The sequence below is a fragment of the Cupriavidus sp. HY129 genome, assembly GCF_059492215.1.
The window spans coordinates 2,640,820-2,666,813 of the sequence record NZ_CP083255.1 but is presented as its reverse complement, the minus strand read 5'-3'; the positions used below and the strand labels follow the sequence as shown (position 1 = coordinate 2,666,813).

The window sequence follows — 25,994 nt, the reverse complement described above, 5'->3', positions numbered from 1 at the left end:
ATAGGTACGGCACAGCAAGGAGAATTTCGGATAAGCTCCGGACTGACAGGAGGGATTCGCCACAAATGACATCGGATGTGATGCATAGCGCGCTAAAACGTAGCCCGGGCACGTCGTTGCACCGGCAGATGTTCACGGTCCTGCGCGATCAGATCGTGCGCGGCCAGTACCGCGCCGGCGCGATGATTCCGAAGGAGGAAGAGCTTTGCGCCATGTTTGGCGTTTCGCGCATCACGGTGCGGCGCGCATTGGCCGATCTGGAAGCGGAAGGGCTGGTGGAGAAGCGCCAGGGCAAGGGCACGTTCGTTCGCCTTGAACTGCCGGCGATGCGCCCGATGGCCACGCTTGGGTATCTCGAATCGCTACGTCAGATTTCGGATGAAACGCAGGTCGAAGTGCTGAACTTCGAGCGGCTGCTGGCGGCAGGGGATATCGTGCAGCTACTGGGGATCGAGGAGGCGTCGCCGCTGCTGCACGTGACGCGTCTGCGCCGCAAGGCCGCAGTGCCCGTGATGATTACCGAGACATGGGTGCCGGAGGCGTATATCGGAGAGATCAACCAGTCGGATCTGGAAACAGAGCCGCTGTTCGAACTGCTGATGAAGCGGGGCATCCGGTTTGGGCGCGTGGCGCAGGAGTTCACCGCCATCGCTGCATCGCCGGCGCAGGCGCGGCTGCTGCAGGTACCCCCGGGCCAGCCGCTGATCGGTATCAACCGGTTGATCTATGACGATCAGCAGCACCCCGTGCAATACCTTGTGGTCGTGATGTCGCCGGAGCGCAGCAGGGTGCTGATGGATATCGCGGTCGGGGCCATGAATACGCCGGCGACCGGAAGCATCGTCCACGACGCCGCCGCCTAGCCGCCTGGCCGCCTGGTCGGGCGGCGGCGTTGTGGCAGTCGAGGGGACTACGCCAACCTTACTGCGCGTCGAGCTGGCGGCGCGCGCGGCGCGAATAGTAGGCGAAGGTCGCTTCGAATCGCTTCTGCGTGCTGACCCAGCGTTGAGCCTCGCGACCGAGTTCGGGCGGGATCGGCTGGATCTCCCCGGCGGCCATCGCCAGCAGTTGCAGGCGAGCGGCGCGCTCGAACATCACGCCCAGCACACAGGCTTCTTCCACCGATGCGCCCGCTACCAGCAGGCCGTGGTGCGACAGCAGAATCGCCTTCTTGTCGCCCAGGGCGCCCGCGATGAGTTCGCCCTCTTCATTGCCGACTGGAATGCCAGGCCATTTTTCCAGGAACGCGGTCTGGTCGTACAGCACGCACGTGTCCATATGCGAGATCGTCAGCGGCACTTCCAGCATGGCAAGCGCGGAAGCGTGCGGCGCGTGAGAGTGCACGATGCAGTTCAGATCGGGACGCGCGCGATAGAGCCATGAATGGAAGCGATTGGCGGGGTTTGGCATCCCGTTCCCCGAAATCACTTCGAGGTCCTCATTGACGAGCAGGAGGTTGTCCGCCGTGATTTCGTCGAAGCCAAGACCCAGGCGTTGCGTGTAGTACGTGCCCGGTTGTTCCGCCCGCGCCGTGATCTGGCCGGAGAGCACGGAATCGTGCCCGAACGTGAACAGGATCCGGCAGGTCTCGGCGACAGCTTCGCGCAGCGGCATCCTGTCCGCGCGGAGTTCGGTCTGCATTTTTTCGAGCGAAGACGCGACGATTTCGCTCTTGCTCAACTGCATGGTATTGGCCATGTTGTGTCCTTCAGGGATGTGCTGGAGTCGGGATAGGAGGTGGCTTTACTTGTTGCCTGCGCCAAGCAGGGCAGACCATCGCTGATTCTCGTCGCTGATCAGCTTGCGGAATTGTTCGGGTGATGACGCGGCGGGCTCGGTCCCTTGCGCGATAAGCGTTGCCTTGAACTTCGGATCGGCAGCCACCTTCGCCACGGCGGCATTGAGTTTTTTTACGATGGCCGGATCAAGTCCCGCGGGTCCGATCAGGCCGGCAACGGAGCCGGATACCAGTGATGGAAAGCCAAGCTCTGCTGTGGAGGGTACCTGCGGCGCGGTGGAGAGCCGGTGCGGGCTTGCCACGGCCAGCGCGCGGAGCTTGCCGGACGTCACGAACGGCATCACCTGGGGCGTGGCCTCGAATGTCATGTTGACCTGGCCCGATACGACGTTGGTGACGGATTCCGCGCCGCTCTTGAATGGCACATGCAGGAATTCGACCTTCGCCACGTCCTGGAAAATGCGCATTCCCTGATAGGGCGCGCTCCCCACGCCGGCGGTGCCGACGCTGATGGCATCGGGCTTGCGCTGAGCGAGCTTGATCAGTGCGGGCAGAGTGTTAGCCGGAACATCCGCGCCAACCACGACGAGGAATGGCGTGGACCCCACAAGCGAGATGTAGGTGAAATCCTTCGCGCTATCAAAGTTGACCTTGACGTCCGTATGCGGATTGACGGCCAGCACGCCAACGGTGGCAAACATCAGCGTGTAGCCATCGGGGCGCGCGCGCCGCACGAAGTCGGCAGCGATGTTGCCGCCGGCGCCGGGCCGATTCTCTACCACCACCGACTGGCCAAGCTGCTCGGAGAGCGCCTTGCCCGTCGCTCGCGCGATAAGGTCGGTAATGCCACCGGCGCCGAACGGCACGACCAGGGTGATTGGCTTGTCGGGGTATCCGGTGGCATTGGCGGTGAACGGGATACTCAGCAGCATGGCGGCAGCCAGGCTGGCCATGGATGACAGGCTACGGCGGCGGTGGGGGCGGGTAGGGCGGGTGGGACGCACTTGCATTCTCCTTCAGGGGGCATATTGGAAACAAGTGTGTCTAGCATGACACCAAAGTGTCCTTAGTGCAACCGAGTTGCCGGGTGGGTCCATCGGGCCGTAAAATCGCGGACCGATGGATGCGCCGGTTCAGGCGCGCACAAACCTCGATTCCGGGATGAGCAAAAAGCAAAAAGTGGAACCCGTGGCGGCCGAGCCGAGCATTGCCGAGCGGCTGGCCGAGCTGCGCAAACTCAACGGCCTGACGCTCGAAGAACTGGCGCAACGCGCGTCACTGACCAAGAGCTACCTGTCCAAGCTGGAGCGGGGACTGTCGTCGCCGACCATTGGCACTGTGCTCAAGCTGGCCGATGCGCTGGGCGTGACGGTGGATCAGCTCATCACGCGGTCGTCGCGAGCCAACGAGATTCTTCATATCCGGGCGGCGGACCGGATTCCTTTCAGCCCTTCCACGGAGCGCCTTGGCTATACCTACGAGGCCATTGCGACCGAACGGCCCGACAAGGAGATGCAGCCGTTCATCATGGTGCCGCCGTTCACGCTGGAAGAAGGCCAGCCCATGGCGAGCCATGCGGGAGAGGAACTGATCTTCGTCGTTTCGGGCGAGATGGAGGTCCTGTTCGATGACCGTACCGTGCGCATGAGCGCTGGCGATTCGCTGTATTTCAACGCTTCCATTCCGCACCGGTCACGTTCGCTGGGGCGGATTCAGGCACAGGCCCTGGTAGTCGTCAGCGATCGCAAGAAGGCGTGACGCGAAGGCGAACCCTCGCGGAGGCTGACTTTCGCTCCAGGCAACAACGGATCACGTAGTTCTGCAATTCACTTGCCGCGCCGTACCTCTGGCCCTATGATTTCATGACACAGTGTGTCATATAGGAAATTTTAAGGGTATGGAGGAAACCGTGAGTCAGACCTCAGACCGCAGCGTCGAAGCCACTGCGCCGTCGTGGCGTGGTGTTGTCCGCTTTCTTCACAAAACGCCAAGGGCTTTCCTGCCGATGCTGCCCTTTCCGGAGATCACCCTCGTCGCTGGCAAGGGTATCGAAGGGGATCGCTACATGATCGGCAACGAGGCAGGGTTCTACTCTCACAAGCCTGAAGAGGGCCGGCAGGTCACGCTGTTCGAACTGGAAACGCTCGAGGCGCTGGCCCGGGATGCCAAGGTCGTGTTGCATCCCGAGGAACACCGCCGGAACGTCACGGTAGAGGGCGTGCCTCTCAATCACCTCGTGGGGCGCCGGTTCTGGCTTGGCGACACGTTGCTGGAAGCCACTCGCCTGTCCACGCCATGCCGTCACCTGGAGGAAATCCTGGGCAAGGCTGTCTTCGATCCGCTCGTTCATCGCTCGGGTCTCAACTGCAAGATACTCAGCGGCGGTGTGGTCCGTATTGGCGATGTAGTGAGGCCAGCCTGATGGCGGCCCGGCCCATCAAGACCGTCTCGGTGGTGGTGTCCGCCATCGACGAGCCACTGCCCGGCGTCAAGCGGTTCGTCCTCAGCGACCAGGACCACTGGCCATTGCCGCCTTTCACCCCCGGCGCGCATATCGACCTGCATCTCGGAGGCGGCCTGGTGCGCACGTACTCGCTGTGCAACGCGCCTTCGGACAGGAACCGGTATGTCATCGCCGTGAAGCACGAGGTGGCGGGGCGAGGGGGATCGGCCTTCGTGCACGAGCGGCTCGATGTCGGGGCGTCGATCGGGGTGTCGCTGCCCAGAGGTGGCATCCGCACCACGGATACGGGGATGAACGTCTTCATCGCAGGCGGGATAGGTGTGACGCCGTTTATCTCGACGATCCGCGATCTCGAACTGCGGGGCCAGACGAACTACGTGTTGCACTGGTCCAGCGCGGGGGCGCCATCGCTCGTCGACATGCTGGGCGACGCCATCGCGGCGGGCAGGGTCCGGTTGTACGACACGCGCGTCGAATCCGCGCCGGATATGGATGCAATTCTGAATGCGTGCGATGGGAACGCCAAAGCCTATTGCTGCGGTCCGGTGAGGATGCTTGACGTCTTCGAGCGGATCGTCGAAGGCTGGCCGGACGCCCGCAAGCACATCGAGCGCTTCACGCCGCCCAAACCTGTGGAAGATACCGACGCGGCGCCCTATACCGTGGTGCTGGCAAGGAGCGGGAAGGAGGCGATCGTCGAGCCAAATGTCGGGCTGGTCGCAACGCTGGAGGCACTTGGGGCGGACGTGTCCGTGTCTTGCGGAGGCGGCGTTTGTGGCGCGTGCAGGACGACCTGGCTGGAAGGCCCGCCGATTCATCGGGACCGGGTCCTGTCGCCGGAGGAGCGCGCCCAGGACGTCATGGTCTGTGTGGCCGGATGCGCGGGGTCACGTCTGGTGCTGGATCTGTAGGGGCTGCCGTTGCACCCTTGGGCCTGTGCCCGTGCATGGTTTCGGTTTTCGCCGGATCCCATTCCGTCCTGTGTCGTGATAGAATTTGTCCTATGACAATGCTGCGGCGGGAGTGGCATGTCCGCTCACCGCTGATATCCCGATATGCGCCGAGGCCCGGGCCATGCACACAGATTCCCCTGATTCCCCAGACGCCGCACATCCGACGCAGCCGCTCCACGACCTGCACAACCGCTGGCCACAGGCCGAGTCCGTGGAGGAATTCCGTCACAACCTCGCAGCGGTTCATGCGCGCATCGCGGCGGCCTGTCACCGGGTTGGCCGTGATCCTGCCGGTGTGCGGCTGTTGCCCGTCAGCAAGACCAAGCCGGAGGCGAGCATTCGTCTGGCCCATGCGGCCGGCTGCCGTCTGCTCGGCGAAAACAAGCCGCAGGAGGCCTACCGAAAGTGGGAGGCGCTGGCGGATCTGGAAGACCTGCAGTGGTCGGTGATTGGCCACCTGCAAACCAACAAGGCCAAGCTCGTGGCGCGTTTCGCCACCGAGTTCCAGGCGCTGGACAGCCTGCGCGTGGCCGAGGCACTGGACCGACGTCTGCAGATCGAGGGCAGGGCGCTCGATGTGTTCGTGCAGGTCAACACGTCCGGCGAGGCGAGCAAATTTGGTCTGCATCCCGATGAGGTGCCGGGATTTCTGCGCGCGCTGCCTGCGTTCTCCGGCCTGCGCGTGCGCGGGCTCATGACGCTGGCGCTGCTGTCGGCGGAAGCCGAGCGGGTACGCCAGTGCTTCGTGCTGCTGCGCGAGCTTCGCGAGCGGCTACGGCAGGATGCGCCCGTCGGCATCGGGCTCGAGGCGCTTTCGATGGGTATGTCCGGGGATTTCGAGATTGCTATCGAGGAAGGCGCCACGGTCGTGCGTGTTGGTCAGGCAATTTTTGGCGCCAGATCTACGCCCGATAGCTATTACTGGCCAGAGGCGGAGGAGGGCGACTCTACAATGAGTGCTGCTCGCTCCGGCCTTCAAGACGAACGTTGATGGCACACGCTGAATTGCATCGCAAGGGAATGATCCATGTCTGCTGAGACAGATTCCGGGGACGCGCTGCGTCCCATCTTCATGGACGTTGTGTCCGTACAGTCGCAGGTGGTCTATGGCCATGTTGGCAACAACGTGGCGTTGCCGACGCTGCGCGCGCATGGCCTGAACGTGGCCGCCGTGCCGACGGTAATGTTCAGCAACACCCCTCACTACCCGACGCTGCACGGTGGGGCGCTACCCACCGACTGGTTCGGGGGATATCTAAGCGACCTGTCGGCCCGTGGTGCGCTCCAGCGCCTGAAAGCTATCCTGGTCGGCTATCTCGGCAATCCGGAGCAGGTGGCCGTGCTATCCCGCTGGATCAATCAGGTGTTGGCCGAGTACCCGGATGTGCAGGTGATCGTCGACCCGGTGATCGGTGACCATGACACCGGGATCTATGTCGCGGATGGCATGGTCGAGGCCGTGCGCGAACTGCTTCTGCCTCTGGCGCATGGACTCACGCCGAACGATTTCGAACTCGGGCATCTGAGCGGCCGTTCCGCCGACAGCGTCGAGCAGGTCGTCGCCGCCGCGCGCAGCCTGTTGACCGATCGCGTGCAATGGATGGTAGTCACCAGCGCGGCCCCCGGCACATGGGGACACGACGACATGAAACTGCTCATCGTCACCCGGGACGATGCGCAGGTGCTGAGCCATCCCCGCATCCCGGTGTCGCCCAAGGGCACCGGAGACCTGTTCAGCGCGAAGTTGACCGCGCGGCTATTGGAAGGAATGCCGCTGGCCGAGGCCGCTGCAAGCGCCAGCGACCACGTGGTGACCGCTCTGGAAGCCACCCGTCGCGCGCAAAGCCTGGAGCTTCAATTGCCATCGAACCCCTGTACCACGCATCGAGAGTGATCCGATGAAAACGTATCGACTCAACATCTGGCGCCATGACAGGCTGCTGGGCCATTTCGACTCCGGCACGCCGTGGGCCGCGGAGGCCGTCAAGGACGTTGCGGGCCGCCTGGGTGCTGCGGATGGCTATCGACTCGAGTTGCTTGTGGCAACGGATGAGCGTCGTGTGGTGGAAAGCGGCCCCGGTGGCGTGCGGGTGCTCGGCATCGAGCCGCTGTTCGTCAAGACGTCCCTGGACGAGCACGTCCAGGGCTGAAATCGGTCAGATGCGTGGGGCGGTTGTGGGGTGATCGTGGGGCGATTGCGGGACGATTCAGCCGCGGCTGGCAATTGCCTGACCCAGCCGCACCGGCTGTCCGACCTGCCAGTCAGGATGGTATTGCCATGCCGATCCCGGCATCAGCAACACGATCGTCGAGCCGAGCTGGAAGTGCCCCATCTCCACACCCTGGAGCAGATCCTTCAGTTGAGGTGCGGTAGCGCCGTCGGCGTAGTGCCACTCCGAGACTTGCCCGGATCGCTTGGGCTCCACCAGGCCATGCCAGACCGTGGCGATGCGCCCGACGATGGCCGCGCCCACGAGCACCAGCGCAAAGACGCCGTGCTGCGGATGCTCGAACCAGCAAACCAGACGCTCATTGATGGCGAGCAGTCCGTCGATGCCTTCAACGATATCTGGCCTGACGGAGTACAGCTTGCCGGGCACATGACGCATGCCCAGCAGGCGCCCATCGCACGGCATGTGAATCCGGTGGTAGTTGCGGGGGCTCAGATACACCGTGGAAAAGCACCCACCCTCCAGCTGTTTCGCGAGGGCGGCATCCCCCAGCAACGCGGTGGCGCTGTAGGCATGTTGCTTGGCATGGATCATCTGGCCGGCTTCGACGCGCCCAATCTGGCTGATCGTGCCGTCCACCGGGCTGGTCCAGTCCGCCGCAGCGATCGGGCGCGCGCCGGGGCGCAACGCGCGGATAAAGAACTCGTTGAACGTCGGATAGGTGGTGAGGTCGCTGACCAATGCCTCATCGAGGTCGATCTTGTGCCGGCGCACGAACGTGCGGATCAGGTACTGGGCGAGCCAGGGCTGACGGCAATCCGCCAGTTGACCTGCGATACGGGTCAGCAGGTGTAGCGGGGCGAGGCGTTGCAGCAGGACCGAAAAGGACATGGAGGCGGGCGTTGGGGCGACCCGGTGCAACGCATCGGGCCGCTGATTGTTTCATGGGGCAGAATTCTAATGTGGAACGATCCCGTTTGTACTGTTTGTACCGTTTCTGCCAGGTGTCGTCGCAAGGTGTCGTTGTTACGGCAGGGAATCACTGTATTGCCACCGTGGTGACGGCGATCTACCCAAGGCTGCGCCTGATGTCCTGCGCCAGCCGTTCGCATTGCGCAGGTTCGATGGCGGAAATCGTGATGCGCAGGCCCCGCACGCCATCCTGCACGGAGAAAACGCTCCCTTGCCGGACCAGCCAGCCTTGCCGCGCTAGCGCCAGGGCGATGGCCTGGTCGTCGCGCTGCAAGGGCACCCAGAGGTTGAAGCCATCGCCCTGCGCCATGTGCCCGATGCCCTGAGCGTCCAGCGCCTGCTCCATCGCCTGCCGGCGTCGGGCGTAGTCGTTCCGGGCCTTGTCGATCAGCCTGATGGTCTCGGGGCGGGTGACGGTGACCTCGACGATGTCCTGCAGAAGGTGGCTGACCCAGCTTGTTCCGGGCGCCAGGCACAAGCGTAGCTGCCGGGATGTGGCCACGTCGCTGGCAACCGCGGCGACGCGAAGATCGGGGCCCAGTGCCTTGGTGAAGGACCGCACCACGGCCCAGCGATAGGTGCTGCGAGGAATCACCGGGTGGTAGGAGGCGCCAGAGAGCAGGGCGAAATGGTCGTCCACGATTACCGGCACATTGGGATGCTTTGCGAGCAATCGCGAGATTGCCCGCGCCCGCTTCTCGCTCAGGCAGCAGCCCGTCGGGTTGTGCGCGCGCGGCGTCAGGATGACAGCCTGAGCCCCTTTGGCAAGGGCGCTTGCCAGACCTTCTGCCTGGATGCCTTCCGCATCCACGGGCACGCCGATCGGCTGCAGTCCGATGGCGCGCAGCATGTTGATGCTGCTCAGGAAGCAGGGATTTTCGACCGCTACCTTGTCCCCAGCCACCAGATACGCGTTGAGCAGCCGCTCGATGGCATCGACGGCGCCATGCGCCAGATTGACTTCGAAAGGCGTGGGGCAGTCGGGCTCGAACCATTTCCGCACATACGCTTCCAGCCCGGCATTGACGGTGGGTTCGCCATAGAGCCGCGGTTTGTAGGGGCGACTCTGCAGCGCGGCCGAGATATCCGGCAGCCACTCGATATTCGGATTGCCGCTGGCAAGATCGGTCAGGGGGCTGCCCGCCAGCGTGCCTTCCTGCTCACCCGGCTCGTACTGGTCGCGGATGATCGTGCCAAGCCGCCCCTGCGTTACGGCAATGCCCGCCATGGCGAGGCGCTTGTAGGCCGCGGCCACCGTGTTCCGATTGATGCCCAGTTCCAGGGCCAGGTCGCGTACGGGGGGAAGAGACGTTCCGGGGAGCAGTTGCCGGGACTGCGTCAGGGTGCGTACACAGTCGAAGATCTCCGCGGCGGTCTTGCCGTGTATTTTCATTGGGTGCCAGGACAGTCGATGTGTGCGGGAAAGCCAGGATTCATCTGGCCCGATCCAGTCCGATCTGGCCCGAAGGCGTCATTCTGACATGCCCGGACACTTGGCAGGTATGCCAATCCCGCGATTGGCATAGGGCAAAAAACGGTGATGCGGTGGAATCGGGGACGCCGGATTGAAGCGGGATCCGCGCCGCATTCGCGGCGGTGGCTCCGCCCCGGCGCGCCGTGCGGATGCTTCACACCGATCGGTCGTTGGAGCCGCCAAAGGAACTTGCCGCCCTCCGCCGGGTCCATTGTTGCGGTCGGTTACAATGCTGTGCCGCAATATCACAATTCTCAGACTGATGCTGCAGTTGTACCGTATCAGTCACAAGAAATGTGATTTTTATCCGATTTTCACGCCCCCGATTTGATGCGTTTCGTCCTCTTCCTGCTGACTGCCTTGTGCCTGTCCGCGCTGTCGTTCTCGGCAGCGGCGAACGTGCGCTCGGCCGTGCCGAAGGTGGTAGCGGCGAAAGCGGAAGCGGCGAAGGTCGAGGTGGCCATCCCCGATTACGATGCGAGGCTCGCCACCGGTGACGATCTCGCGCAGCTTGCCCTGCCGGGAGATCCCGACTTCGGTGACGAGGCGGAATTCGATGACGGTCCGCCGCCGGGGTACTGCAATATCTGGTCGGCTGATCTGCTCGATCCGCTCGATCTTTTCGACGCGGTCGACGAGACCAGCGCGTTATTCATCCTTCCCGCATTCCAGCTTGCGCAATCCGTTGATGTCGTGCTGCCCACGCTCACGGAACGCGGCAAGTTCCAGTCCGAAGGCCAGTTCCGGCCGCCCAGACCCTTCGTCTGATCGCTCAGGCCGCCGTCCGTGCTGACTGCACGCGCGGTGCGCCTTCATTGCCCCTGAGCCCACACACGTCCGTGACGCTTGCCGTCGCGGTCTGACGCCATGCGTGCCCGCCTGCCGAACGATGTTCGGTGGCGGGGCGTGTGACGGGAAACGTGTGTGTAGGCACCGGGGCAGTCGTACCGTTCGACCGATCCTGACATGAAGACCAAGAAAACGTTGACTTGGGCCGCCGCGCTGTCGTTGATGAGCGCGCCGACCTGGGCCGCGCAGCCCGTGCCGGCCGGCGTTACCGCCGCCCCCGGGGCTGCCTCGCCACAAGCGGCGAAGCTCGCCGCCAGGGCCATGCCGCGCGCTACCACGCCAGCCCCCGACACGTTCGACCTGCCGCAGTTGCTGCAACTGGCGCAGTCGACCAACAAGGGCGTGGAAGCCGCGCAGGCCAATGTGGATGCTGCCACGGCTGCTATTACCAGCGCCCGTGCGTATCCGAACCCGCAGGTGGAAGTGATGTATGGACGCCTGTCCGGCAAGCAGCCGGGCGTGACCAGCGGCAATGCGCCGTCCTACGCAATCGTCCAGAAACTCGATTACCCGAACCAGCGCAATCTGCGCGAGCAGATGGCGGGCCGTGGCCTGGAGGCGTCCGAGGCAATGCGGCAAGGCTTCCGCAGCGACCTGGCCGCGCGCGTGAAGACGTCGTACTACCAGGTGCTGCGCCGCGAGACCGAACTGGCCGCCGCGCGCGAGGACCTGAACATGACGCGTCAGATCCAGGAGCGCGCGAAGGTGCGCGTGAACGTCGGCGAGGCCCCGCGCTATGAATTGATCAAGGCCGACACCGAACTGCTGGCTGCGCAAAAGACGCTGCAGACGGCGGAGCTGCGTGTCGACCAGGCCAAGGCCACGCTGCGCCAGCAGGTGGGAGGCGTAATGCCCGCGCGCTTCGCGCTGGACGGCAGCCTCGGGCACGCGCCCGACATGCCACCGCTGGCAACGTTGCGCGACACGCTGCAGGCCAGCAATGCGGAGCTGACCCAGCGCCGCAGCGAGCTGGAACGCGCGAAGCTGGGCGTGGACTACCAGCGCGCGCTGCGCTGGCCCGAGGTGGCGGTGCGTGCCAGCTCCGAGCGGCAGCCCGACAACAATGTTTCGCAGATCGGCCTGGTGATGACGATTCCGATCTGGGATCGCCGCAGCGGCCCGGTGGGCGAGGCGACGGCGCAGGCCACGCAGGCCCGCACGGCGCTCGAAGCGCGTGAATTCGAGTTGATGCAGGAACTCGACACCGCCTATCGCCAATACGAGATCGCGCAGGCCCAGGTGACGGCGCTCGAATCGGGCATTGTGCGCGAGGCCGAGTCGGCGTTGGGCGTGGCTGAGTCCGCGTATCGCTTCGGCGAGCGCGGCATTCTCGACTACCTCGACGCCCAGCGCGTGCTGCGTAGCGCGCGCAGCGAGCTGATTGCCGCGCAGTACGAACTGCAAGTCGCCGCCATCCAGATTGACAAGCTCATGTCGGCCTCGCCGGGCGTCAATACCGCCCCGGCGTCGTCCATGCCCGATCTCCCGAATCTGAACTGATCATGCGTCCCCAATTCCTGCTTTCCTTTGCAGCCGCCGCCGTGATGATGCTGTCGCTGGCCGGCTGTTCCGATGACCCCGCCCCGGCCGCCGAGGCGCCGAAGTTGCCACCTGGCATTGTCAAGCCCGAGGAGAACCTCAAGCGCACACTCAAGGTGGCGCCGGTTGCCGCGTCCCCATTCAGCGAGATGTTGCGCGTGGCGGGCCGTATCGACTTCGACGAGCAGCGCGTCTCGCGCATCGGCGCCAGCGTGACTGGCCGCGTGACCGATCTCTATGCCGTGCTCGGCCAGGAGGTCAAGGCGGGCCAGGTGCTGGCCCGCCTGCACAGTAGCGAACTGGGCGCTGCCCAGATGGCCTTCCTGAAGGCCGAGGCGCAGAACACGCTGCAGTCCCGCAATGCGGAGCGCGCGCGGCAACTGTTCGCCGCCGACGTGATCGGTCGTGCTGAACTGCAGCGCCGCGAAAGCGAATACGCGATTGCCGCGGCGGAGGCCCGTGCCTACCGCGATCAACTGCGCGTGCTCGGCATGTCCGCCGCGTCGATCGCCACGCTGGCGAAGAGCGGCAGCATCGAGTCGTACTCGCCGGTGTTCTCGAGCATCAACGGCACGGTGGTCGAGCGCAATGTGGCGCAGGGCCAGGTGGTGCAGCCGGCTGACGCGCTGTACACGGTGGCCGATCTGTCGCGTGTGTGGGTCGTCGCCGAGGTGCCCGAGCAGCAGGCTGCGCAGGTGGCCGAAGGGCAGAGCGTCGATATCGAGGTGCCGTCACTCGCCAACAGCAATGGCCGCATCACGGGCAAGCTGATCTACGTGGGTCGGACCGTGAATCCGCAGTCGCGCACGGTGCTGGTTCGTACCGAACTCCAGAACAAGGATGGTCGTCTCAAGCCCGCCATGCTCGCCACCATGCTGATCGCCGCCAAACCGGTGGAACTGCTGGTGGTGCCGGGTTCAGCCGTGGTCCGTGAAGGCAACGATGAACAGGTCTATGTGGAAGTTAGCGACGGCCAGTACCGCCTGACCAAGGTGAAGCTGGGCCCGGAGAGCGACGGCATGCGTGTGGTCCAGAGTGGCATCAAGCCTGGCGACCGCGTGGTCGTGGAAGGCGCGTTCCACCTGGACAACGAGCGCAAGCAGCAGGAGCAGGGGTAACCGGCCATGATGACATCGCTTGTTGAAGCCGCGATCAAGCAGCGGCTGGTGGTGTGCGTGATCGCCGTGGTGCTGTTCTTCTTTGGCCTGCGCGCGGCCGGGAAGCTATCCGTCGATGCGTTCCCGGACGTGACCAACGTCCAGGTGCAGATTGCCACGGAAGCCACGGGACGCTCGCCTGAGGAAGTGGAGCGCTTTGTCACGGTGCCGATCGAGATGTCGATGACGGGCCTGCCCGGACTCGAGGAGATGCGCTCGCTGAACAAGGCGGGCCTGTCGCTGATCACGCTCGTGTTCACGGACAAGACCGACGTCTACTTCGCGCGGCAGCTCGTCATGGAGCGGCTGATCGAGGTTTCCGGCCGAATGCCAGAGGGCGTGACGCCGGTGCTCGGGCCGGTTTCCACCGGGTTGGGCGAGGTCTACCAGTACACGCTGGACCGCGCCGACGACGGCGACCGCGAACTGACGCAGGAGGAACTGTCGGAGCGCCGTATCGCGCAGGACTGGGTGGTGCGGCCGCTGCTGCGCTCGATCCCGGGCGTGGCGGAAATCAACTCGCAGGGCGGCTTCGTGCGGCAGTACCAGGCACTGGTCAATCCGGAGCGGATGCGCCACTACGGGATCAACATCCAGCAGGTCTACCAGGCGCTGGCGCGTAACAACGCCAACTCCGGCGGTGGCGTGCTGCCGCACTACGCCGAGCAGTACCTGATCCGCGGCGTGGGCCTGGCCAAGGGTGTCGACGATATCGGCAGCATCGTGCTCAAGGAGATCAATGGCACGCCGGTCTACCTGCGCGACGTGGCGCAGGTGACGATAGGCCACGAGGTCCGCCAGGGCGCGCTGGTCAAGAACGGCCAGACCGAGGCCGTCGGCGGCATCGTGATGATGATGCGCGGTGGCAACGCCAAGGAAGTGGTGAGCCGCGTGAAGGCACGCGTGGCGGATATCAACGAGCGTGGCATGTTGCCGGGCAAGCTGCAGATCGTGCCGTACTACGACCGTAGCGAACTGGTGGACTCCGCGCTGTGGACCGTCACCAAGGTGCTGCTCGAAGGCGTGGTGCTGGTGGTGATCGTGCTGTTCCTGTTCCTGGGCGACGTGCGTTCCTCGGTGATCGTGCTGGCCACGCTGGTGCTGACACCATTGCTGACGTTCATCGTGATGAACCAGGTGGGGCTGTCGGCCAACCTGATGTCGCTGGGGGGGCTGGCCATCGCCATCGGCCTGATGGTCGACGGCTCGGTCGTGGTGGTCGAGAACGCGTTCGAGCGGCTCGGCCACGCGGAGAAAACCGGGCTGACGCGCACGCAAGTGCTGGTCAAGGCGGTGCAGGAAGTGGCCACGCCGGTGATCGTGGGCGTGGGCATCATCATCCTGGTGTTCCTGCCGCTGATGACGCTGTCCGGCATGGAAGGCAAGATGTTCGCGCCGCTGGCCTTCACGATCTCGATCGCGCTGGCGATCTCGCTGTTCCTGTCGCTGACGCTGTCGCCGGTGCTGTCGTCGTACCTGCTCAAGGGCGGCGCCGAACACGACACGCGCGTCATCGCGTTCATGAAGCGCTACTACCTGCGCATGCTTCACTGGTCGCTGGCAAACAGCAAGAAGACCGTGCTGTCGGCGGTGGGGGTGTTCATCGCCACGCTGATGATCGTGCCGCTGCTTGGTACATCGTTCATTCCGGAGATGAAGGAAGGCTCGATCGTGCCGGCTATCGACCGTGTGCCGAACATCTCGCTGGAAGAGTCGATCAAGTTGGAGAAACAGGCCAACAAGCTGGTGCTCGAAGTGCCGGGCGTGAAGTCGGTGGTCTCGGGCGTGGGTCGTGGCGAAAGCCCGGCCGACCCGCAGGGCCAGAACGAATCGACGCCGATCGCCAGCCTCAAGGACCGCGACGAGTGGCCCGATGGCTGGACACAGGACGACATCGCCAACGCGATCCGCGAGAAGCTCAAGGCCATTCCCGGCGTGCAGATCGTCATGGCGCAGCCGATCTCGGACCGCGTGGACGAGATGGTCAGCGGCGTGCGTTCCGATATCGCCGTGAAGATCTTCGGCGACGACCTGGAGACGCTGCGTGACCTGGCCGGCCAGATCGCCCGCGTGGCAGGTGGCATCCAGGGGTCGCAGGACATCCGTATCGAACGGATCTCGGGCCAGCAATACCTGTCGATCGAGATCGACCGTCAGGCGATTGCGCGGTACGGGCTGAACGTGTCGGACATCCACGACATTATCGAGATCGCCATCGGCGGCAAGCGTGCCACGGATATCTTCGAAGGCGAACGTCGCTTTGCGGCGGCCGTACGCCTGCCTGAGGAATTCCGCAGCAACGTGCAGGAGATTCGCCAGTTGCTGGTATCGGCGCCCGATGGCGTGCAGGTGCCGCTGCAGAGCGTGGCGAAGATCGAAGTGACCGATGGCCCGGCGCAGATCAGCCGCGAAATGGCCAAGCGCCGCGTGGTGGTGATGATCAACGTGAAGGATCGCGATCTCGGCGGCTTCGTGGCCGAACTGCAGTCCGCCACCGAGAGCAAGGTCAAGCTGCCCGAGGGCTACTACTTCGAGTGGGGCGGCCAGTTCCAGAACATGGAACGCGCGATGGGCCACCTGAAGATCATCGTGCCGATTACCATCGCCGCGATCTTCTTCCTGCTGTTCCTGCTGTTCAATTCGGTGCGCTATGCCACGCTGATCATCACGGTGCTGCCGTTTGCATCGATCGGCGGCATCATCGGGCTGTTCGTCACGGGCGAGTACCTGTCCGTACCGGCGTCGGTGGGCTTTATCGCGCTGTGGGGCATGGCGGTGCTGAACGGGGTGGTGCTGGTGTCGTACATCCGCACATTGCGCGAGTCGGGCATGTCGCTGCGCAACGCGGTGGTGCGCGGCGCCACGCAGCGTTTCCGTCCGGTGATGATGACCGCGACGATCGCCATGCTGGGTCTGGTGCCGTTCCTGTTCTCGACGGGTCCAGGCTCCGAGGTGCAGCGCCCGCTGGCGGTGGTGGTGATCGGCGGGCTGATTACGTCGACGCTGCTCACGCTGGTCATGGTGCCCACGCTGTACCGCTGGTTCGATGACCGCAAGCCGGAGCCGCGCGACATGTCGGTGTAGTCGGTGTAACGCGACCCGGAACATTCGATCCGTACGCCAGTACAATGGCAACCGGCCGGCATGCAACGCGCGTGCCGGCCTTTTTTTGTTTGGAGTGCATACCATGACGATCCAAGCGCGCCGCGTGCTGACGGCGCTCGCATTGATCGCGCTGCCGGTGACCGCGATGGCGGCGCCTGCCGCATCCTCGGCCGACGCGCCCGTCAACGTCGAGCTGGGCCAGCGCGGCGGCAAGCCCGAAGCGCCCGAGGCGCCCGGTGCCTGCATGAACGCAGTGAAGGCCGCGTTGCCGAATCCCGACCAGTTTCGCTGGGTGCGAGGCACCACTCGCCGCGTGGCCGAAGACGTCTACAGCGTGGTCGGCAGCATCGAGTACGTGGACAAGTCCGGACAGGCCCGCAAGGGCGAGGCGCAGTGCGATGTGATGCGCGCCCCCGGTAACCAGTTCATCGTGCCGAAGGTGCGTTTGCCCCAGTAATTTCCGCGCTGACCCTGCCACACCGGAAACCCGCAAGATGACATTTTTGTCATCTTGCGGGTTTTTGTTGGACATCGACGACCCCGTCCTCTAACCTTTTGTGTACGCCGTACACAAGTGGCGGCGCAACTCACAAGGAGGCGTTTGCATGAAGATCGAAGCGACCAACGAACACCGCTGGCTACAGAAGCTCGTCGGCAGGTGGGTAGGCGAAGGCGAGGCCCAGATGGGCCCGGAGGCGCCGCCTGAAAAATGGAAGATCCCCGAGCAGGTCAGCCAGGTGGGCGACGTCTGGGTGCAGGCGCGTGCGGAGGGCGAGTTTCCGGGCTGCGGGTCGGCGGTCACGATCATGACGCTCGGCTACGACCCCGTTCGCAAGCATTTCGTCGGCACGTTCATCGGTTCGATGATGACCCACATGTGGGTCTACGAAGGCGATCTCGAGGCCGATGGGCGCACGCTCACGCTGCGTGCCGATGGCCCGGCGTTCGGCCCGGATGGCAATATGATCGAGGGAAAAACGGCGAAGTACCGCGATGTTGTGGCCCTGGTGGATGACGATCACCGCACGCTGACGTCGTTCATGCAGGCCGACAACGGCGAGTGGATGCAGATCGTGCAGGCTCGCTATCGTCGCGAGAAGTAGGACGCCGTTCGCGGTTTGACTGGCGTTATATACGTGGTTATATTGCGATGCGATGCCCGCCATTCCGCGGGCGCGCTGCCGTACTGCTGCCACGATGAACCGCTCACTGCTGTTGCTGGATGCCTTTGCTGCCCAACCCGGCGATCCCGTTACACGGGCGTTGGCCGGGGTGCTGGAGTCTGCCTGCGCGGGGCGCCTGCCGCGCTTCGCGCAATGGCTCGGCCTGCCGCCGGACGCGTTCCGGCACATGCTGGATCACTGCTTTCCCGGGGCCGCGCAGGCGGGGTGGGCGCCAGATGTTCCACCACAGGCGCCGGACAGCCTGCCGTGCGAATTCGCCGATCTGGTGGAGATGCTCGAGGACGGCTGCGCGCCGGGCGCGGCAGGGATGCTGGTGCATTGGGCCGCGCACGCGCTGGCCTGCGGCTGCTTTGGCCATACGCACTTGTGGCAGGACATGGGCCTGTCCGGGCGCGACGATGTGTCCGCGTTGCTGCGGCAGGTCTTCTGGCCGGTCTTCGCGGCCAATACCACGGACATGAAATGGAAGAAGTTCTTCTATCACCGCGTCTGCGAGCGGCTCGACATTCATCCTTGCCCTGAGCCCTCGTGCGAGGGCTGCGACCATTACGCGGCCTGTCACGGCGCCGAATCAGCCATTGAATCGGTCATTGAATCGGCCATCGAGTCGGTCATCGTGAGACAGCCCCGCTCCTAATTCCCGATTGAAGTCTCCCCAGCTCCCCGGTGCGGGCCGGCGAGCGCATGAGCGTGGTTACGCGCGATCGGCGTGATCGAGTTCGCTGCTGCTCCACCAGGCCTCCAGCAGCGGCTGGAAGCGGTCGTCGGGCGCGCGCGGTACGCGCGTGCTCTTGCGGGCGGGCGGGAGCTGCCGGCCCGTGAGCTGGTAGACGATGGCGGCGGGCAACGTGCCGGGACCGTAGGGCACGTGATCGACCACGCTCATCTGGCGCGCGGCCTTCAGCGCGCGCGTGGTTTCCTCGGGGGTGAGACCACACGCGTCGGCCATCACGTCACGGCGCAGCGGACCTTGACGCTTGAGACCATCGATCAGCAGATGCACGCAATCGCGCGTATTCCGTTGTTTCATGTCGCGCATTTTGCGTACCTGCCCCGGACTGCACAATCGTGCATGACATTTGTTTGCATTCGTGCCGGGAATCCGTGGCAGTTCGCTGACAAGCGCACATTCCAGGCGGTGAGCGCGCCACATTCGTGCTGCAGGCTTGCATCGGTCTCGATACTGTATAAATATACAGTATTCGTAAAAATACGAGGGCAACGCCAGTCGATTGCGCCTCTTCATCCACATCATGACCGTGTCATCGCATGTCACGCCGCCGACAGTCGTGGCGGGCCATGCGGCTTCCTCCTCCTCCGCGCCCCGTGCATCGGTGAGCGAACTCGAGCACCGCTACCCCGGGCTGTGGCGCGCGGGTCAGCTCGGCCGCGCCGGGCGCTTGCCCGTGTGCCCGACCGGGTACGACGCCCTGACGGCCGAACTGCCAGGCGGCGGCTGGCCTGCTGGCGCCGTGACCGAGTTGCTGCTGGCCCAGGGTGGCGCGGGCGAATTGCGTCTGCTGATGCCGGCGTTGCGCGCGCTGGCCGCGGCGGGGCGCCGCATCGGTTTCGTCGATCCTCCGTACCTGCCCAATGCGGCCGGATTGACGGGAGGACTGGCGGCAGGACTGGCCGACGGTGGCCTGCCCGCGCGTCAGCTTTACTGGGTACGTCCGCAGGCGGGTGCGACCGTGGCATCGCGCCGCGCCGACATGGCGTGGGCGGCCGAGCAGATGTTGCGCAGCCAGGCGTTCGGCGCGGTGCTGGTCTGGCTCCCGGCGGCGCGGCCAGAGGCGCTGCGGCGTCTGCAGGTGCTGGCGCAGGCCGGCGATACCGTGGTGTGGGTGCTGCGGCCGATCCGCGTGCTGCACGAATCGTCGCCGGCCATGCTGCGGCTGGCGTTATCGCCGTTGCCCGGCAATCTGCTATCCATCGTTTTTCACAAGCGGCGCGGCCCGGCACGCGACACGCCGCTGCTGTTGCCGCTGGAAGGCATGCTCCATGTGCCGCGGCGCGCGGGTGTGCCCGCGGTGCCCACGCCGGTCGCTCCGGTCGCTCCGGTCGCTCTGGTCGTTCCAGCAACTCCGGCAGGAGCCGATCATCATGTTCCCGATATCTCCGACATCCGCGGCAGCGCCAGCCATCCCGGCGTACTGGATCGCGGTGCACCTGCCGCGCCTGCCGCTGGACGCGCTGCAGCCGAGCTGGCCTGAGCCGGTCGATGCCGGTATGCCCGCCGCTACGTCTGCCCGTGCGTCTGCCATTACGTCCGCCGGTGCGTCCGCCGGTGCGTCCGCCGATCCCCGGCCCGCACCCCATACCGGAACGCTGCATCAGGCGCTGCCGGTGGCGGTGATCGAGCACGAGCGCGTGGTGCTGGCCAATGGCCCGGCCGTGGCGCTGGGCGTGCGCTATGGAATGCGGCGCGGCGGCGTGCAGGCGCTGTCGGCCGATGTGGTGCAACTCGATCGCGATCTCGCGGCGGAGTCCGCATTGATGACCTCGGCCGCTTTGGCGTTGCTGCATTTCACGCCGGCGGTGGCGATCGATGCCGAACCCGAAGCGGCCACGGTGATGCTCGATGTCACGGCCAGCCTGCGCCTGTTCGGCGGCCATCGCGCGTTGTGCCGGGCGATTCGCGCGCGTGTGCGGCAACTGGGCACGTTTGCGCAGATTGGCAGCGGTACCACGGCGCAGGGCGCCGCATGGCTGGCGCGTCAGCCGTTGCGCAAGACGTCGCGCGGCATTGTCCGGCCCGCGCGCCGCGCGGTGCGTGCCGCCCGCATGACGCACCTGCTCGACCGCCTGCCGGTGGAATGCCTGCACAGGCTGGCCGATCCCGAATGGCTCGAAGGCATTGGCTGCCGCACGCTGGGGCAGGTGCGCCGGTTGCCGCGCGCGGGGTTGTCACGCCGTATCGGCACGGAATTGCTGGCGCGGCTTGACCAGGCCTATGGCCAGATCTCGTCCGGGTTTGCCTGGTTCGAGGCGCCACCGGCGTTTGCGCAGCGCATGGAACTGCCAGGCCGCGTGGAGTCGGCCGAGGGCGTGCTGGCCGGGGCGCAGCGGCTGTTGCTGGCGCTCGCGGGCTGGCTGGCCGTGCAGCAGGCCGGCGTGACGCGCTGCGTGCTGATGCTGGAGCACGAACGCTACCGGCTGGGCGAAGACACCGACAGCACGCCGGTGCCGCTCAGGCTGGCGCAGCCAAGCCGCGATCCCGTGCATCTGTCGAAGCTACTGCGCGAGAAGCTCGACAAGATCCGCTTTCATGCGCCGGTGGGCGGGTTGGCGTTGCGCGTGGAGGCGATGGAAATTTGCGTACCGCAAAGCGACTCGCTGTTTCCGGAACCGGGTGCCGAACCGGCGGAACTGGGCCGGCTGCTCGATACGCTGGTGGCGCGGCTAGGGCGCGACAACGTGCTGCAACCGCATCCACTGGCGGATCACCGGCCCGAGCGCGCCAATCAATGGGCGCCTGTCGACGAACCGCCCGCCCGGGGCACGACGAACGGCACGACAAACGGCACGACAAACGGCACGACAAACGGCGGCACGACCCCGCCCGAACGGCCGCTATGGCTGCTGGAATCGCCATTGCCGCTGCGCGTGCACAAGCATCGCCCCATTCATGAGGGCCCGCTGGTGATGCTGACGCGCCCCGAACGCATCGAGGCCGGCTGGTGGGATGGTGGCCTGGCCACGCGCGACTACTTCATCGCCGAGCGCGACGACGGGCTGCGTTGCTGGGTCTATCGTGAACGCCCGGGGCATCCCACGCGCGACGGGCAGGAAGACGGCGGCGAATACCGCTGGTTCCTGCATGGGCTGTTTGCCTGAGCGCCCCGGATGCCAGGAGGTTGATCGTGCTGTCCGGCCTGTCTTCGTTGTTGCCGTCGCTGCCCGACTACGTCGAGCTGCACTGCATCTCCAACTTCACATTCCTGAACGGTGCCTCGCATCCGCAGGAACTGATTTCGCGCGCGTTCCAACTGGGCTACAGCGGGCTGGCGCTGACCGATGAATGCTCGGTGGCCGGCACCGCCCGCGCGCATCATGCGATCAAGGTGCTGCGCGAGGATATGTGGGAGGCGGTGGCACGCAGCGCCCGGCGGCTTGCCGCGGGGCAGACGACGGGCGATGTCGACGAGATGGAAGAACTGTCGGTATTCGACCTCGACACCGGCGACGAAGAGAGCGATGCAGGAGGTGTGGAGGATGCGGGGGATGCGGAGGATGAGGATGCGCTGTCGCCGGACGATTTCGACGATGACCCCGATGCCGCCGCGCGCCGTCATCGCGTGCTCGAAGCCCGCGCCGCCGCTGCCGATGCGTTCAACCTGATCATCGGCAGCCGCTTCACGTTGACAGCCGCGCCCGAAGACACCATGCCGCCACCGCGCCTGGTGCTGCTGGCGCGCAATCGCATCGGGTTTGGCGACCTGTGCGAGTTCATCACGCTGGGCCGCACCCGCGCGGAGAAGGGCAGCTATCTGCTGTATCCATCCGATCTTGCCGATCCGCAGCCGAAGCAGGCGCATCTGCGCGGCATGCCGGATTGCCTGGTGGTCCTGCTGCCCGATTACTGCGCCGATCTCGACGTCCTGCGCGCGCAGGCACGCTGGTGCCGCGCAACCTTCGGCGATCGCGCATGGATGGCGATGGAACTGCTGCAGGGCCATGCCGAAGCCATGCATCGCGCGCGTTTGCAGCAGGTGTCGGCGGAAACCGGCGTGCCGCTGGTGGCGGCCGGCGCGGTCAACATGCATGTCCGCTCGCGCAAGCCGCTGGCCGATGTGCTGACCGCGATCCGCATCGGCCAGCCTTTGCCCGCGTGTGGACGGGCCCTCGCGCCAAATGCCGAGGCGCATCTGCGCATGCGCCAGGTGCTGTCGCGGCTCTATCCGCGCGAAGCGCTGGCGCAGACGCTGAAGCTGGCGGACCAATGCCGCTTCTCGCTCGACATGCTGCGCTACGAGTATCCCGAGGAACTCGTGCCAGACGGCGAAACGCCGATCACCTATCTGCGCAAGGAGGTGGAGCGCGGCATCACCGAACGTTTTCCACATGGCATGGCGCCGGAATGGGAGGCGCAACTCAAGGAAGAACTCGAACTGATCGAGGAGAAACACTACGAGCCGTTCTTTCTGACCGTGCACGATATCGTCCGCTTCGCGCGCCAGGAGGGCATCCTGTGCCAGGGGCGCGGATCGGCGGCCAACTCGCTAGTCTGCTACTGCCTGCATATCACCGAGGTCAGCCCGGAACAGGCCAACCTGCTGTTCGGCCGGTTCCTGTCGCGCGAACGTGACGAGCCGCCCGATATCGATGTCGACTTCGAGCACCAGCGGCGCGAGGAGGTGATCCAGTACATCTATGGAAAATACGGCCGCCATCGCGCCGCGCTGGCCGCGTCGCTGATCACGTACCGCTCGCGCAGCGCGTTGCGCGACGTGGGGCGCGCGCTCGGCATCGACCCGGGCGTGGTGGAACAGGTGGTCAAGGGGCAGGCCTGGTGGGATGGCGGCGCGGCGTTCATTGACCGCATTTCGCGCTACGGGCTTGATCCCGATTCCATCACCGTGCGGCAATGGGCCAGCCTGACGGAGCAGTTGCGCGGCTTTCCCCGTCACCTGTCGCAACACGTGGGCGGCTTCGTGATCGCGCGGGACAAGCTGTCGCGGCTCGTGCCGATCGAGAATGCGGCGATGGAAAACCGCAGTGTGATCCAGTGGGACAAGGATGACCTGGAATCGCTGGGGTTGCTGAAGGTCGATGTGCTCGCACTGGGCATGCTGACCGCGATCCGTCGTGCGCTGGCGATGATCCCGAATCCGGACCCGGAGCGCGCCGGACTGCCCACACGCATGGAAGATCTGCCCGATGGCGACGTCAAGACCTACGACATGATCTGCAAGGCCGATACGATCGGTGTGTTCCAGATCGAATCGCGCGCGCAGCAATCGATGCTGCCGCGGCTGCAACCGCGGAAGTACTACGACCTCGTGGTGGAAGTGGCCATCGTGCGGCCGGGGCCGATCCAGGGCGGTATGGTGCATCCCTATCTGAAGCGGCGCGAAGCGTTTCGCCTCACCCGCAAGCTGCCGACCTACTTCGACGACGTGATCCGCCGCGTGCTGGGCCGCACCTTGGGTGTGCCGATCTTCCAGGAGCAGGTCATGCAGCTTGCGATCGAGGCGGCCGGGTTTACGCCCGGGCAGGCTGATCAGTTACGGCGCTCGATGGCGGCCTGGCGTCGTCGTGGCGATCTCAAGAAGCATCAGGACGCGCTGGTACGGGCGCTGACCGGGCGCGGCTATCCCGAATCGTTCGCGCTGGCCATCTGCAAGCAGATCGAGGGGTTTGGGGAATATGGCTTCCCGGAAAGCCATGCGGCCAGCTTCGCCAAGCTCGTATACGTCAGCGCCTGGATCAAGTGTCATCACCCCGAGGCGTTCCTGTGCGCACTGCTCAACAGTCAGCCGATGGGCTTCTACTCGCCGTCGCAACTGGTGCAGGACGCGCGCCGGCATGGCGTGACGTCGCAGCCCGTGGACGTGACGATCAGCAACTGGGAGAGCACGCTGGAGCCGCGCCGGGAAGGGCAGAACTTCCGCGACGTGCGGCTGGGCATGAATCGCGTAAAGGGGATGCGCGAGGCTGCCGCGCTGCGGATCGAGGCGGCGCGTGTGGCGCGGCCATTCGACAGCGTCGAGGACCTCGCGCGCCGCGCGTCACTGGACCGGCACGACATTGACGCGCTGGCCGCGGCCGATGCGCTGGTATCTCTCGCGGGGCATCGACGCCAGGCACGCTGGCACGCGCGTGGCGCGGCGGTGCAGACCGCGCATCGCGATCTGCTGCATGATGCGCCGCCGCAGGAGCACGCACTGCAACTTCCCGAGCCGAAACTCGGTGAGGACGTGGCCGCCGACTACGCCAGCCTGGGGCTATCGCTGAAGTGCCATCCGCTGACACTACTGCGGCACAGACTGCGCGCGCTCAAGTTCGCGACGGCACGCCAACTCGCGAACTGCGCCAACGGCCGCCGCGTGCGCGCCTGCGGCATCGTGACCGTGCGCCAACGGCCATCGACGGCCAGCGGCACGATCTTCACCTCGATCGAGGACGAGACCGGCGCCGTCAACGTCATCATCTGGCCAGACCTGGTGGAGCGGCAGCGCAAGGAGGTCCTGGGAGCGACGCTGCTCGGCGTGATCGGCACCTGGCAACGACAGGGCGAGGTGCGTCATCTGGTCGCGGACGAACTGGTGGATCTGAGTCCGTTGCTGGGGAGGCTGATGGTGGGGAGTCGGGATTTTCATTGAGAGGGAGGTCCAGCCTCCCTCCCCTTCTCATGCATCGGAGCAGAGCGCAGCAGGCCGGTCCCCGACTTCGGTCCCCAACTCAACGCACAAATTTTCAACCCCTGCAAGCAAAACCCCGCCAGGGTTGATTGCCCAAAAATTAGGCAATCAACCTTGAGCCAATACCGGCGCGGGCTGGCGGGTTGTCAAGAGGGGGATTATCCACGCTCTCTGTGGATAGTTCCTATCCGTCGTGCGGACTACCCCATCTGTATTAACAGAGGTGCTTACTTCGGTCCTTACTTCGGCTGGGCAACCGTTCGCAGATAGGGCTTGAGCGTCTTGAAGCCCTGTGGATATTTTTTCTTCGCGTCGTCATCCGACACCGAAGTGGGGATGATCACGTCGTCGCCCGGCTTCCAGTTGACTGGCGTGGCGACGGTGTGTTTCGCGTTCAGTTGCAGCGAGTCGAGCAGGCGCAGCACCTCGTCGAAATTGCGTCCCGCGCTCATCGGGTAGACCAGCATGGCCTTGACCTTCTTGTCAGGGCCGATCATGAACACCGCGCGGATCGTGGCGTTGTCCGCTGCCGTGCGTGGGCCGCCGCTCGCCTCGGGGTGGATCATGTCGTAGAGCTTGGCCACCTTGAGGTCGTGATCGCCGATCATCGGGTAGTTGACCGTGGCGCCCTGCGTTTCCTCGATGTCCTTGACCCAGCGCGAATGGTCGCCAACCGGATCGATCGACAGGCCGATGATCTTCGTATTGCGTTTGTCGAACTCGGGCTTCAGCTTGGCCATGTAGCCGAGCTCGGTGGTGCAGACCGGCGTGAAATCCTTGGGGTGCGAGAACAGGATGGCCCAGCTGTCGCCGATCCACTCATGAAAATGAATCTTCCCTTCAGTGGTGTCGGCGGTGAAGTCCGGTGCTTCCTCGCCAAGTCGGATTGCCATGGTCGTGCTCCTTTATTGGTGGGTTGGGTGGGGGCGTGACGCAGCCGTCTATGCGGCGAAAATCCAGTATAGGAACTGGTTTGCCTGCCGGACGGACAAATGGCCTTCATCCATGTGGCGGATGGCCGGCC

At 65.0% G+C, this 25,994-nt stretch carries 23 protein-coding genes; 17 read left to right on the top strand and 6 right to left on the bottom strand.

The genetic code is table 11. The features are described 5' to 3' along the window. Positions 1–65: 65 nt before the first annotated feature. A complete protein-coding gene (locus tag K6G35_RS28300; protein ID WP_495676726.1) occupies positions 66–863 on the top strand; it encodes a GntR family transcriptional regulator in 798 nt (265 codons plus the stop codon). A gap of 58 nt (positions 864–921) precedes the next feature. On the opposite strand, the gene K6G35_RS28295 is transcribed toward K6G35_RS28300, so the two are convergent. Together K6G35_RS28295 and K6G35_RS28290 are read right to left on the bottom strand one after the other, a co-directional pair. Then, the gene (locus K6G35_RS28295) at positions 922–1,698 is read right to left on the bottom strand and encodes an aldolase (RefSeq protein ID WP_011518603.1); all 777 of its coding nucleotides are present in this window, start codon (positions 1,696–1,698) and stop codon (positions 922–924) included. Between the two features lie 45 nt (positions 1,699–1,743). Further along, a complete protein-coding gene (locus tag K6G35_RS28290) occupies positions 1,744–2,748 on the bottom strand; it encodes a Bug family tripartite tricarboxylate transporter substrate binding protein (RefSeq protein WP_035883231.1) in 1,005 nt (334 codons plus the stop codon). A gap of 151 nt (positions 2,749–2,899) precedes the next feature. Here K6G35_RS28290 and K6G35_RS28285 point away from each other — a divergent pair, with 151 nt between their 5' ends. The 6 genes from K6G35_RS28285 to K6G35_RS28260 all read left to right on the top strand — a co-directional run bounded on the left by K6G35_RS28285 (position 2,900) and on the right by K6G35_RS28260 (position 7,305). Next, a complete protein-coding gene (locus tag K6G35_RS28285) occupies positions 2,900–3,496 on the top strand; it encodes a helix-turn-helix domain-containing protein (protein ID WP_495676725.1) in 597 nt (198 codons plus the stop codon). Positions 3,497–3,635: 139 nt separating this feature from the next. Further along, the gene (locus K6G35_RS28280) at positions 3,636–4,160 is read left to right on the top strand and encodes an MOSC domain-containing protein (protein ID WP_008647705.1); all 525 of its coding nucleotides are present in this window, start codon (positions 3,636–3,638) and stop codon (positions 4,158–4,160) included. Then, positions 4,160–5,113, top strand: coding sequence for a PDR/VanB family oxidoreductase (locus tag K6G35_RS28275; RefSeq protein WP_495676724.1), 954 nt, complete (start codon positions 4,160–4,162; stop codon positions 5,111–5,113). Before K6G35_RS28280 ends, K6G35_RS28275 begins: the two co-directional genes overlap by 1 nt. A gap of 163 nt (positions 5,114–5,276) precedes the next feature. Further along, entirely contained in the window at positions 5,277–6,146 is an 870-nt protein-coding gene (locus K6G35_RS28270; RefSeq protein WP_495676723.1) for a YggS family pyridoxal phosphate-dependent enzyme, read from the top strand. Between the two features lie 36 nt (positions 6,147–6,182). Continuing rightward, positions 6,183–7,049 (top strand): pyridoxine/pyridoxal/pyridoxamine kinase, encoded by an 867-nt coding sequence (pdxK, locus tag K6G35_RS28265; protein WP_008647696.1) that lies wholly within the window; start codon positions 6,183–6,185, stop codon positions 7,047–7,049. Positions 7,050–7,053: 4 nt separating this feature from the next. After that, entirely contained in the window at positions 7,054–7,305 is a 252-nt protein-coding gene (locus K6G35_RS28260) for a hypothetical protein (protein WP_008647694.1), read from the top strand. A gap of 57 nt (positions 7,306–7,362) precedes the next feature. On the opposite strand, the gene asd is transcribed toward K6G35_RS28260, so the two are convergent. Both asd and ptsJ read right to left on the bottom strand, forming a co-directional pair. Beyond that, positions 7,363–8,217, bottom strand: a complete 855-nt coding sequence (gene asd / locus K6G35_RS28255) for an archaetidylserine decarboxylase (protein ID WP_008647693.1) — start codon at positions 8,215–8,217, stop codon at positions 7,363–7,365. Between the two features lie 178 nt (positions 8,218–8,395). Then, on the bottom strand, positions 8,396–9,691 hold the full coding sequence (gene ptsJ / locus K6G35_RS28250) for a MocR-like B6 salvage transcription factor PtsJ (RefSeq protein ID WP_495676722.1): 1,296 nt from the start codon (positions 9,689–9,691) through the stop codon (positions 8,396–8,398). A 411-nt stretch (positions 9,692–10,102) separates the two neighbouring features. Between ptsJ and K6G35_RS28245 the strand changes: the two genes are divergently transcribed. The 7 genes from K6G35_RS28245 (at position 10,103) to K6G35_RS28215 (ending at position 18,243) form a co-directional block, all read left to right on the top strand. Next, positions 10,103–10,540 (top strand): hypothetical protein, encoded by a 438-nt coding sequence (locus K6G35_RS28245; RefSeq protein ID WP_008647690.1) that lies wholly within the window; start codon positions 10,103–10,105, stop codon positions 10,538–10,540. 198 nt (positions 10,541–10,738) lie between these two features. Next, positions 10,739–12,121: a TolC family protein gene (locus tag K6G35_RS28240; protein ID WP_035883242.1), complete on the top strand. Its 1,383-nt coding sequence runs from the start codon at positions 10,739–10,741 to the stop codon at positions 12,119–12,121. 2 nt (positions 12,122–12,123) lie between these two features. Next, the gene (locus K6G35_RS28235; protein WP_215243084.1) at positions 12,124–13,278 is read left to right on the top strand and encodes an efflux RND transporter periplasmic adaptor subunit; all 1,155 of its coding nucleotides are present in this window, start codon (positions 12,124–12,126) and stop codon (positions 13,276–13,278) included. A 6-nt stretch (positions 13,279–13,284) separates the two neighbouring features. Next, positions 13,285–16,401 (top strand): efflux RND transporter permease subunit, encoded by a 3,117-nt coding sequence (locus tag K6G35_RS28230; RefSeq protein ID WP_286882560.1) that lies wholly within the window; start codon positions 13,285–13,287, stop codon positions 16,399–16,401. Between the two features lie 103 nt (positions 16,402–16,504). Continuing rightward, entirely contained in the window at positions 16,505–16,879 is a 375-nt protein-coding gene (locus tag K6G35_RS28225; protein WP_008648670.1) for a DUF2880 domain-containing protein, read from the top strand. Positions 16,880–17,027: 148 nt separating this feature from the next. After that, the gene (locus K6G35_RS28220) at positions 17,028–17,525 is read left to right on the top strand and encodes a DUF1579 domain-containing protein (RefSeq protein ID WP_008648671.1); all 498 of its coding nucleotides are present in this window, start codon (positions 17,028–17,030) and stop codon (positions 17,523–17,525) included. Between the two features lie 94 nt (positions 17,526–17,619). Continuing rightward, entirely contained in the window at positions 17,620–18,243 is a 624-nt protein-coding gene (locus tag K6G35_RS28215; RefSeq protein WP_085959083.1) for a nitrogen fixation protein NifQ, read from the top strand. 57 nt (positions 18,244–18,300) lie between these two features. Here the strand turns inward: K6G35_RS28215 and K6G35_RS28210 are convergent, their stop codons facing one another. Further along, positions 18,301–18,636, bottom strand: a complete 336-nt coding sequence (locus K6G35_RS28210; RefSeq protein WP_495676721.1) for a hypothetical protein — start codon at positions 18,634–18,636, stop codon at positions 18,301–18,303. A gap of 223 nt (positions 18,637–18,859) precedes the next feature. Between K6G35_RS28210 and imuA the strand changes: the two genes are divergently transcribed. The 3 genes from imuA to K6G35_RS28195 are packed head-to-tail and all read left to right on the top strand — an operon-like array spanning position 18,860 to position 24,931. Further along, positions 18,860–19,819, top strand: a complete 960-nt coding sequence (imuA, locus tag K6G35_RS28205; RefSeq protein ID WP_035883364.1) for a translesion DNA synthesis-associated protein ImuA — start codon at positions 18,860–18,862, stop codon at positions 19,817–19,819. After that, positions 19,710–21,443, top strand: a complete 1,734-nt coding sequence (locus tag K6G35_RS28200; RefSeq protein ID WP_495676720.1) for a Y-family DNA polymerase — start codon at positions 19,710–19,712, stop codon at positions 21,441–21,443. Before imuA ends, K6G35_RS28200 begins: the two co-directional genes overlap by 110 nt. Positions 21,444–21,469: 26 nt before the next feature. Continuing rightward, positions 21,470–24,931 (top strand): error-prone DNA polymerase, encoded by a 3,462-nt coding sequence (locus K6G35_RS28195; RefSeq protein ID WP_495676719.1) that lies wholly within the window; start codon positions 21,470–21,472, stop codon positions 24,929–24,931. 278 nt (positions 24,932–25,209) lie between these two features. On the opposite strand, the gene K6G35_RS28190 is transcribed toward K6G35_RS28195, so the two are convergent. Then, on the bottom strand, positions 25,210–25,863 hold the full coding sequence (locus K6G35_RS28190) for a peroxiredoxin (RefSeq protein ID WP_008650897.1): 654 nt from the start codon (positions 25,861–25,863) through the stop codon (positions 25,210–25,212). Positions 25,864–25,994 lie beyond the last annotated feature (131 nt).

What these genes read in the sequence shown, in the direction of transcription:
- K6G35_RS28285 (WP_495676725.1), top strand. Translation starts at nt 2,900, where the DNA reads ATGAGCAAAAAGCAAAAAGTGGAACCCGTGGCGGCCGAGCCGAGCATT.
- K6G35_RS28275 (WP_495676724.1), top strand. Translation starts at nt 4,160, where the DNA reads ATGGCGGCCCGGCCCATCAAGACCGTCTCGGTGGTGGTGTCCGCCATC.
- ptsJ (WP_495676722.1), bottom strand. Translation starts at nt 9,691, where the DNA reads ATGAAAATACACGGCAAGACCGCCGCGGAGATCTTCGACTGTGTACGC.
- K6G35_RS28235 (WP_215243084.1), top strand. Translation starts at nt 12,124, where the DNA reads ATGCGTCCCCAATTCCTGCTTTCCTTTGCAGCCGCCGCCGTGATGATG.
- K6G35_RS28270 (WP_495676723.1), top strand. Translation starts at nt 5,277, where the DNA reads ATGCACACAGATTCCCCTGATTCCCCAGACGCCGCACATCCGACGCAG.
- K6G35_RS28215 (WP_085959083.1), top strand. Translation starts at nt 17,620, where the DNA reads ATGAACCGCTCACTGCTGTTGCTGGATGCCTTTGCTGCCCAACCCGGC.
- K6G35_RS28290 (WP_035883231.1), bottom strand. Translation starts at nt 2,748, where the DNA reads ATGCAAGTGCGTCCCACCCGCCCTACCCGCCCCCACCGCCGCCGTAGC.
- imuA (WP_035883364.1), top strand. Translation starts at nt 18,860, where the DNA reads ATGACCGTGTCATCGCATGTCACGCCGCCGACAGTCGTGGCGGGCCAT.
- pdxK (WP_008647696.1), top strand. Translation starts at nt 6,183, where the DNA reads ATGTCTGCTGAGACAGATTCCGGGGACGCGCTGCGTCCCATCTTCATG.
- K6G35_RS28210 (WP_495676721.1), bottom strand. Translation starts at nt 18,636, where the DNA reads ATGAAACAACGGAATACGCGCGATTGCGTGCATCTGCTGATCGATGGT.
- K6G35_RS28240 (WP_035883242.1), top strand. Translation starts at nt 10,739, where the DNA reads ATGAAGACCAAGAAAACGTTGACTTGGGCCGCCGCGCTGTCGTTGATG.
- K6G35_RS28245 (WP_008647690.1), top strand. Translation starts at nt 10,103, where the DNA reads ATGCGTTTCGTCCTCTTCCTGCTGACTGCCTTGTGCCTGTCCGCGCTG.
- K6G35_RS28200 (WP_495676720.1), top strand. Translation starts at nt 19,710, where the DNA reads ATGTTCCCGATATCTCCGACATCCGCGGCAGCGCCAGCCATCCCGGCG.
- K6G35_RS28230 (WP_286882560.1), top strand. Translation starts at nt 13,285, where the DNA reads ATGATGACATCGCTTGTTGAAGCCGCGATCAAGCAGCGGCTGGTGGTG.
- K6G35_RS28295 (WP_011518603.1), bottom strand. Translation starts at nt 1,698, where the DNA reads ATGGCCAATACCATGCAGTTGAGCAAGAGCGAAATCGTCGCGTCTTCG.
- K6G35_RS28220 (WP_008648671.1), top strand. Translation starts at nt 17,028, where the DNA reads ATGAAGATCGAAGCGACCAACGAACACCGCTGGCTACAGAAGCTCGTC.
- asd (WP_008647693.1), bottom strand. Translation starts at nt 8,217, where the DNA reads ATGTCCTTTTCGGTCCTGCTGCAACGCCTCGCCCCGCTACACCTGCTG.
- K6G35_RS28280 (WP_008647705.1), top strand. Translation starts at nt 3,636, where the DNA reads ATGGAGGAAACCGTGAGTCAGACCTCAGACCGCAGCGTCGAAGCCACT.
- K6G35_RS28225 (WP_008648670.1), top strand. Translation starts at nt 16,505, where the DNA reads ATGACGATCCAAGCGCGCCGCGTGCTGACGGCGCTCGCATTGATCGCG.
- K6G35_RS28300 (WP_495676726.1), top strand. Translation starts at nt 66, where the DNA reads ATGACATCGGATGTGATGCATAGCGCGCTAAAACGTAGCCCGGGCACG.
- K6G35_RS28260 (WP_008647694.1), top strand. Translation starts at nt 7,054, where the DNA reads ATGAAAACGTATCGACTCAACATCTGGCGCCATGACAGGCTGCTGGGC.
- K6G35_RS28190 (WP_008650897.1), bottom strand. Translation starts at nt 25,863, where the DNA reads ATGGCAATCCGACTTGGCGAGGAAGCACCGGACTTCACCGCCGACACC.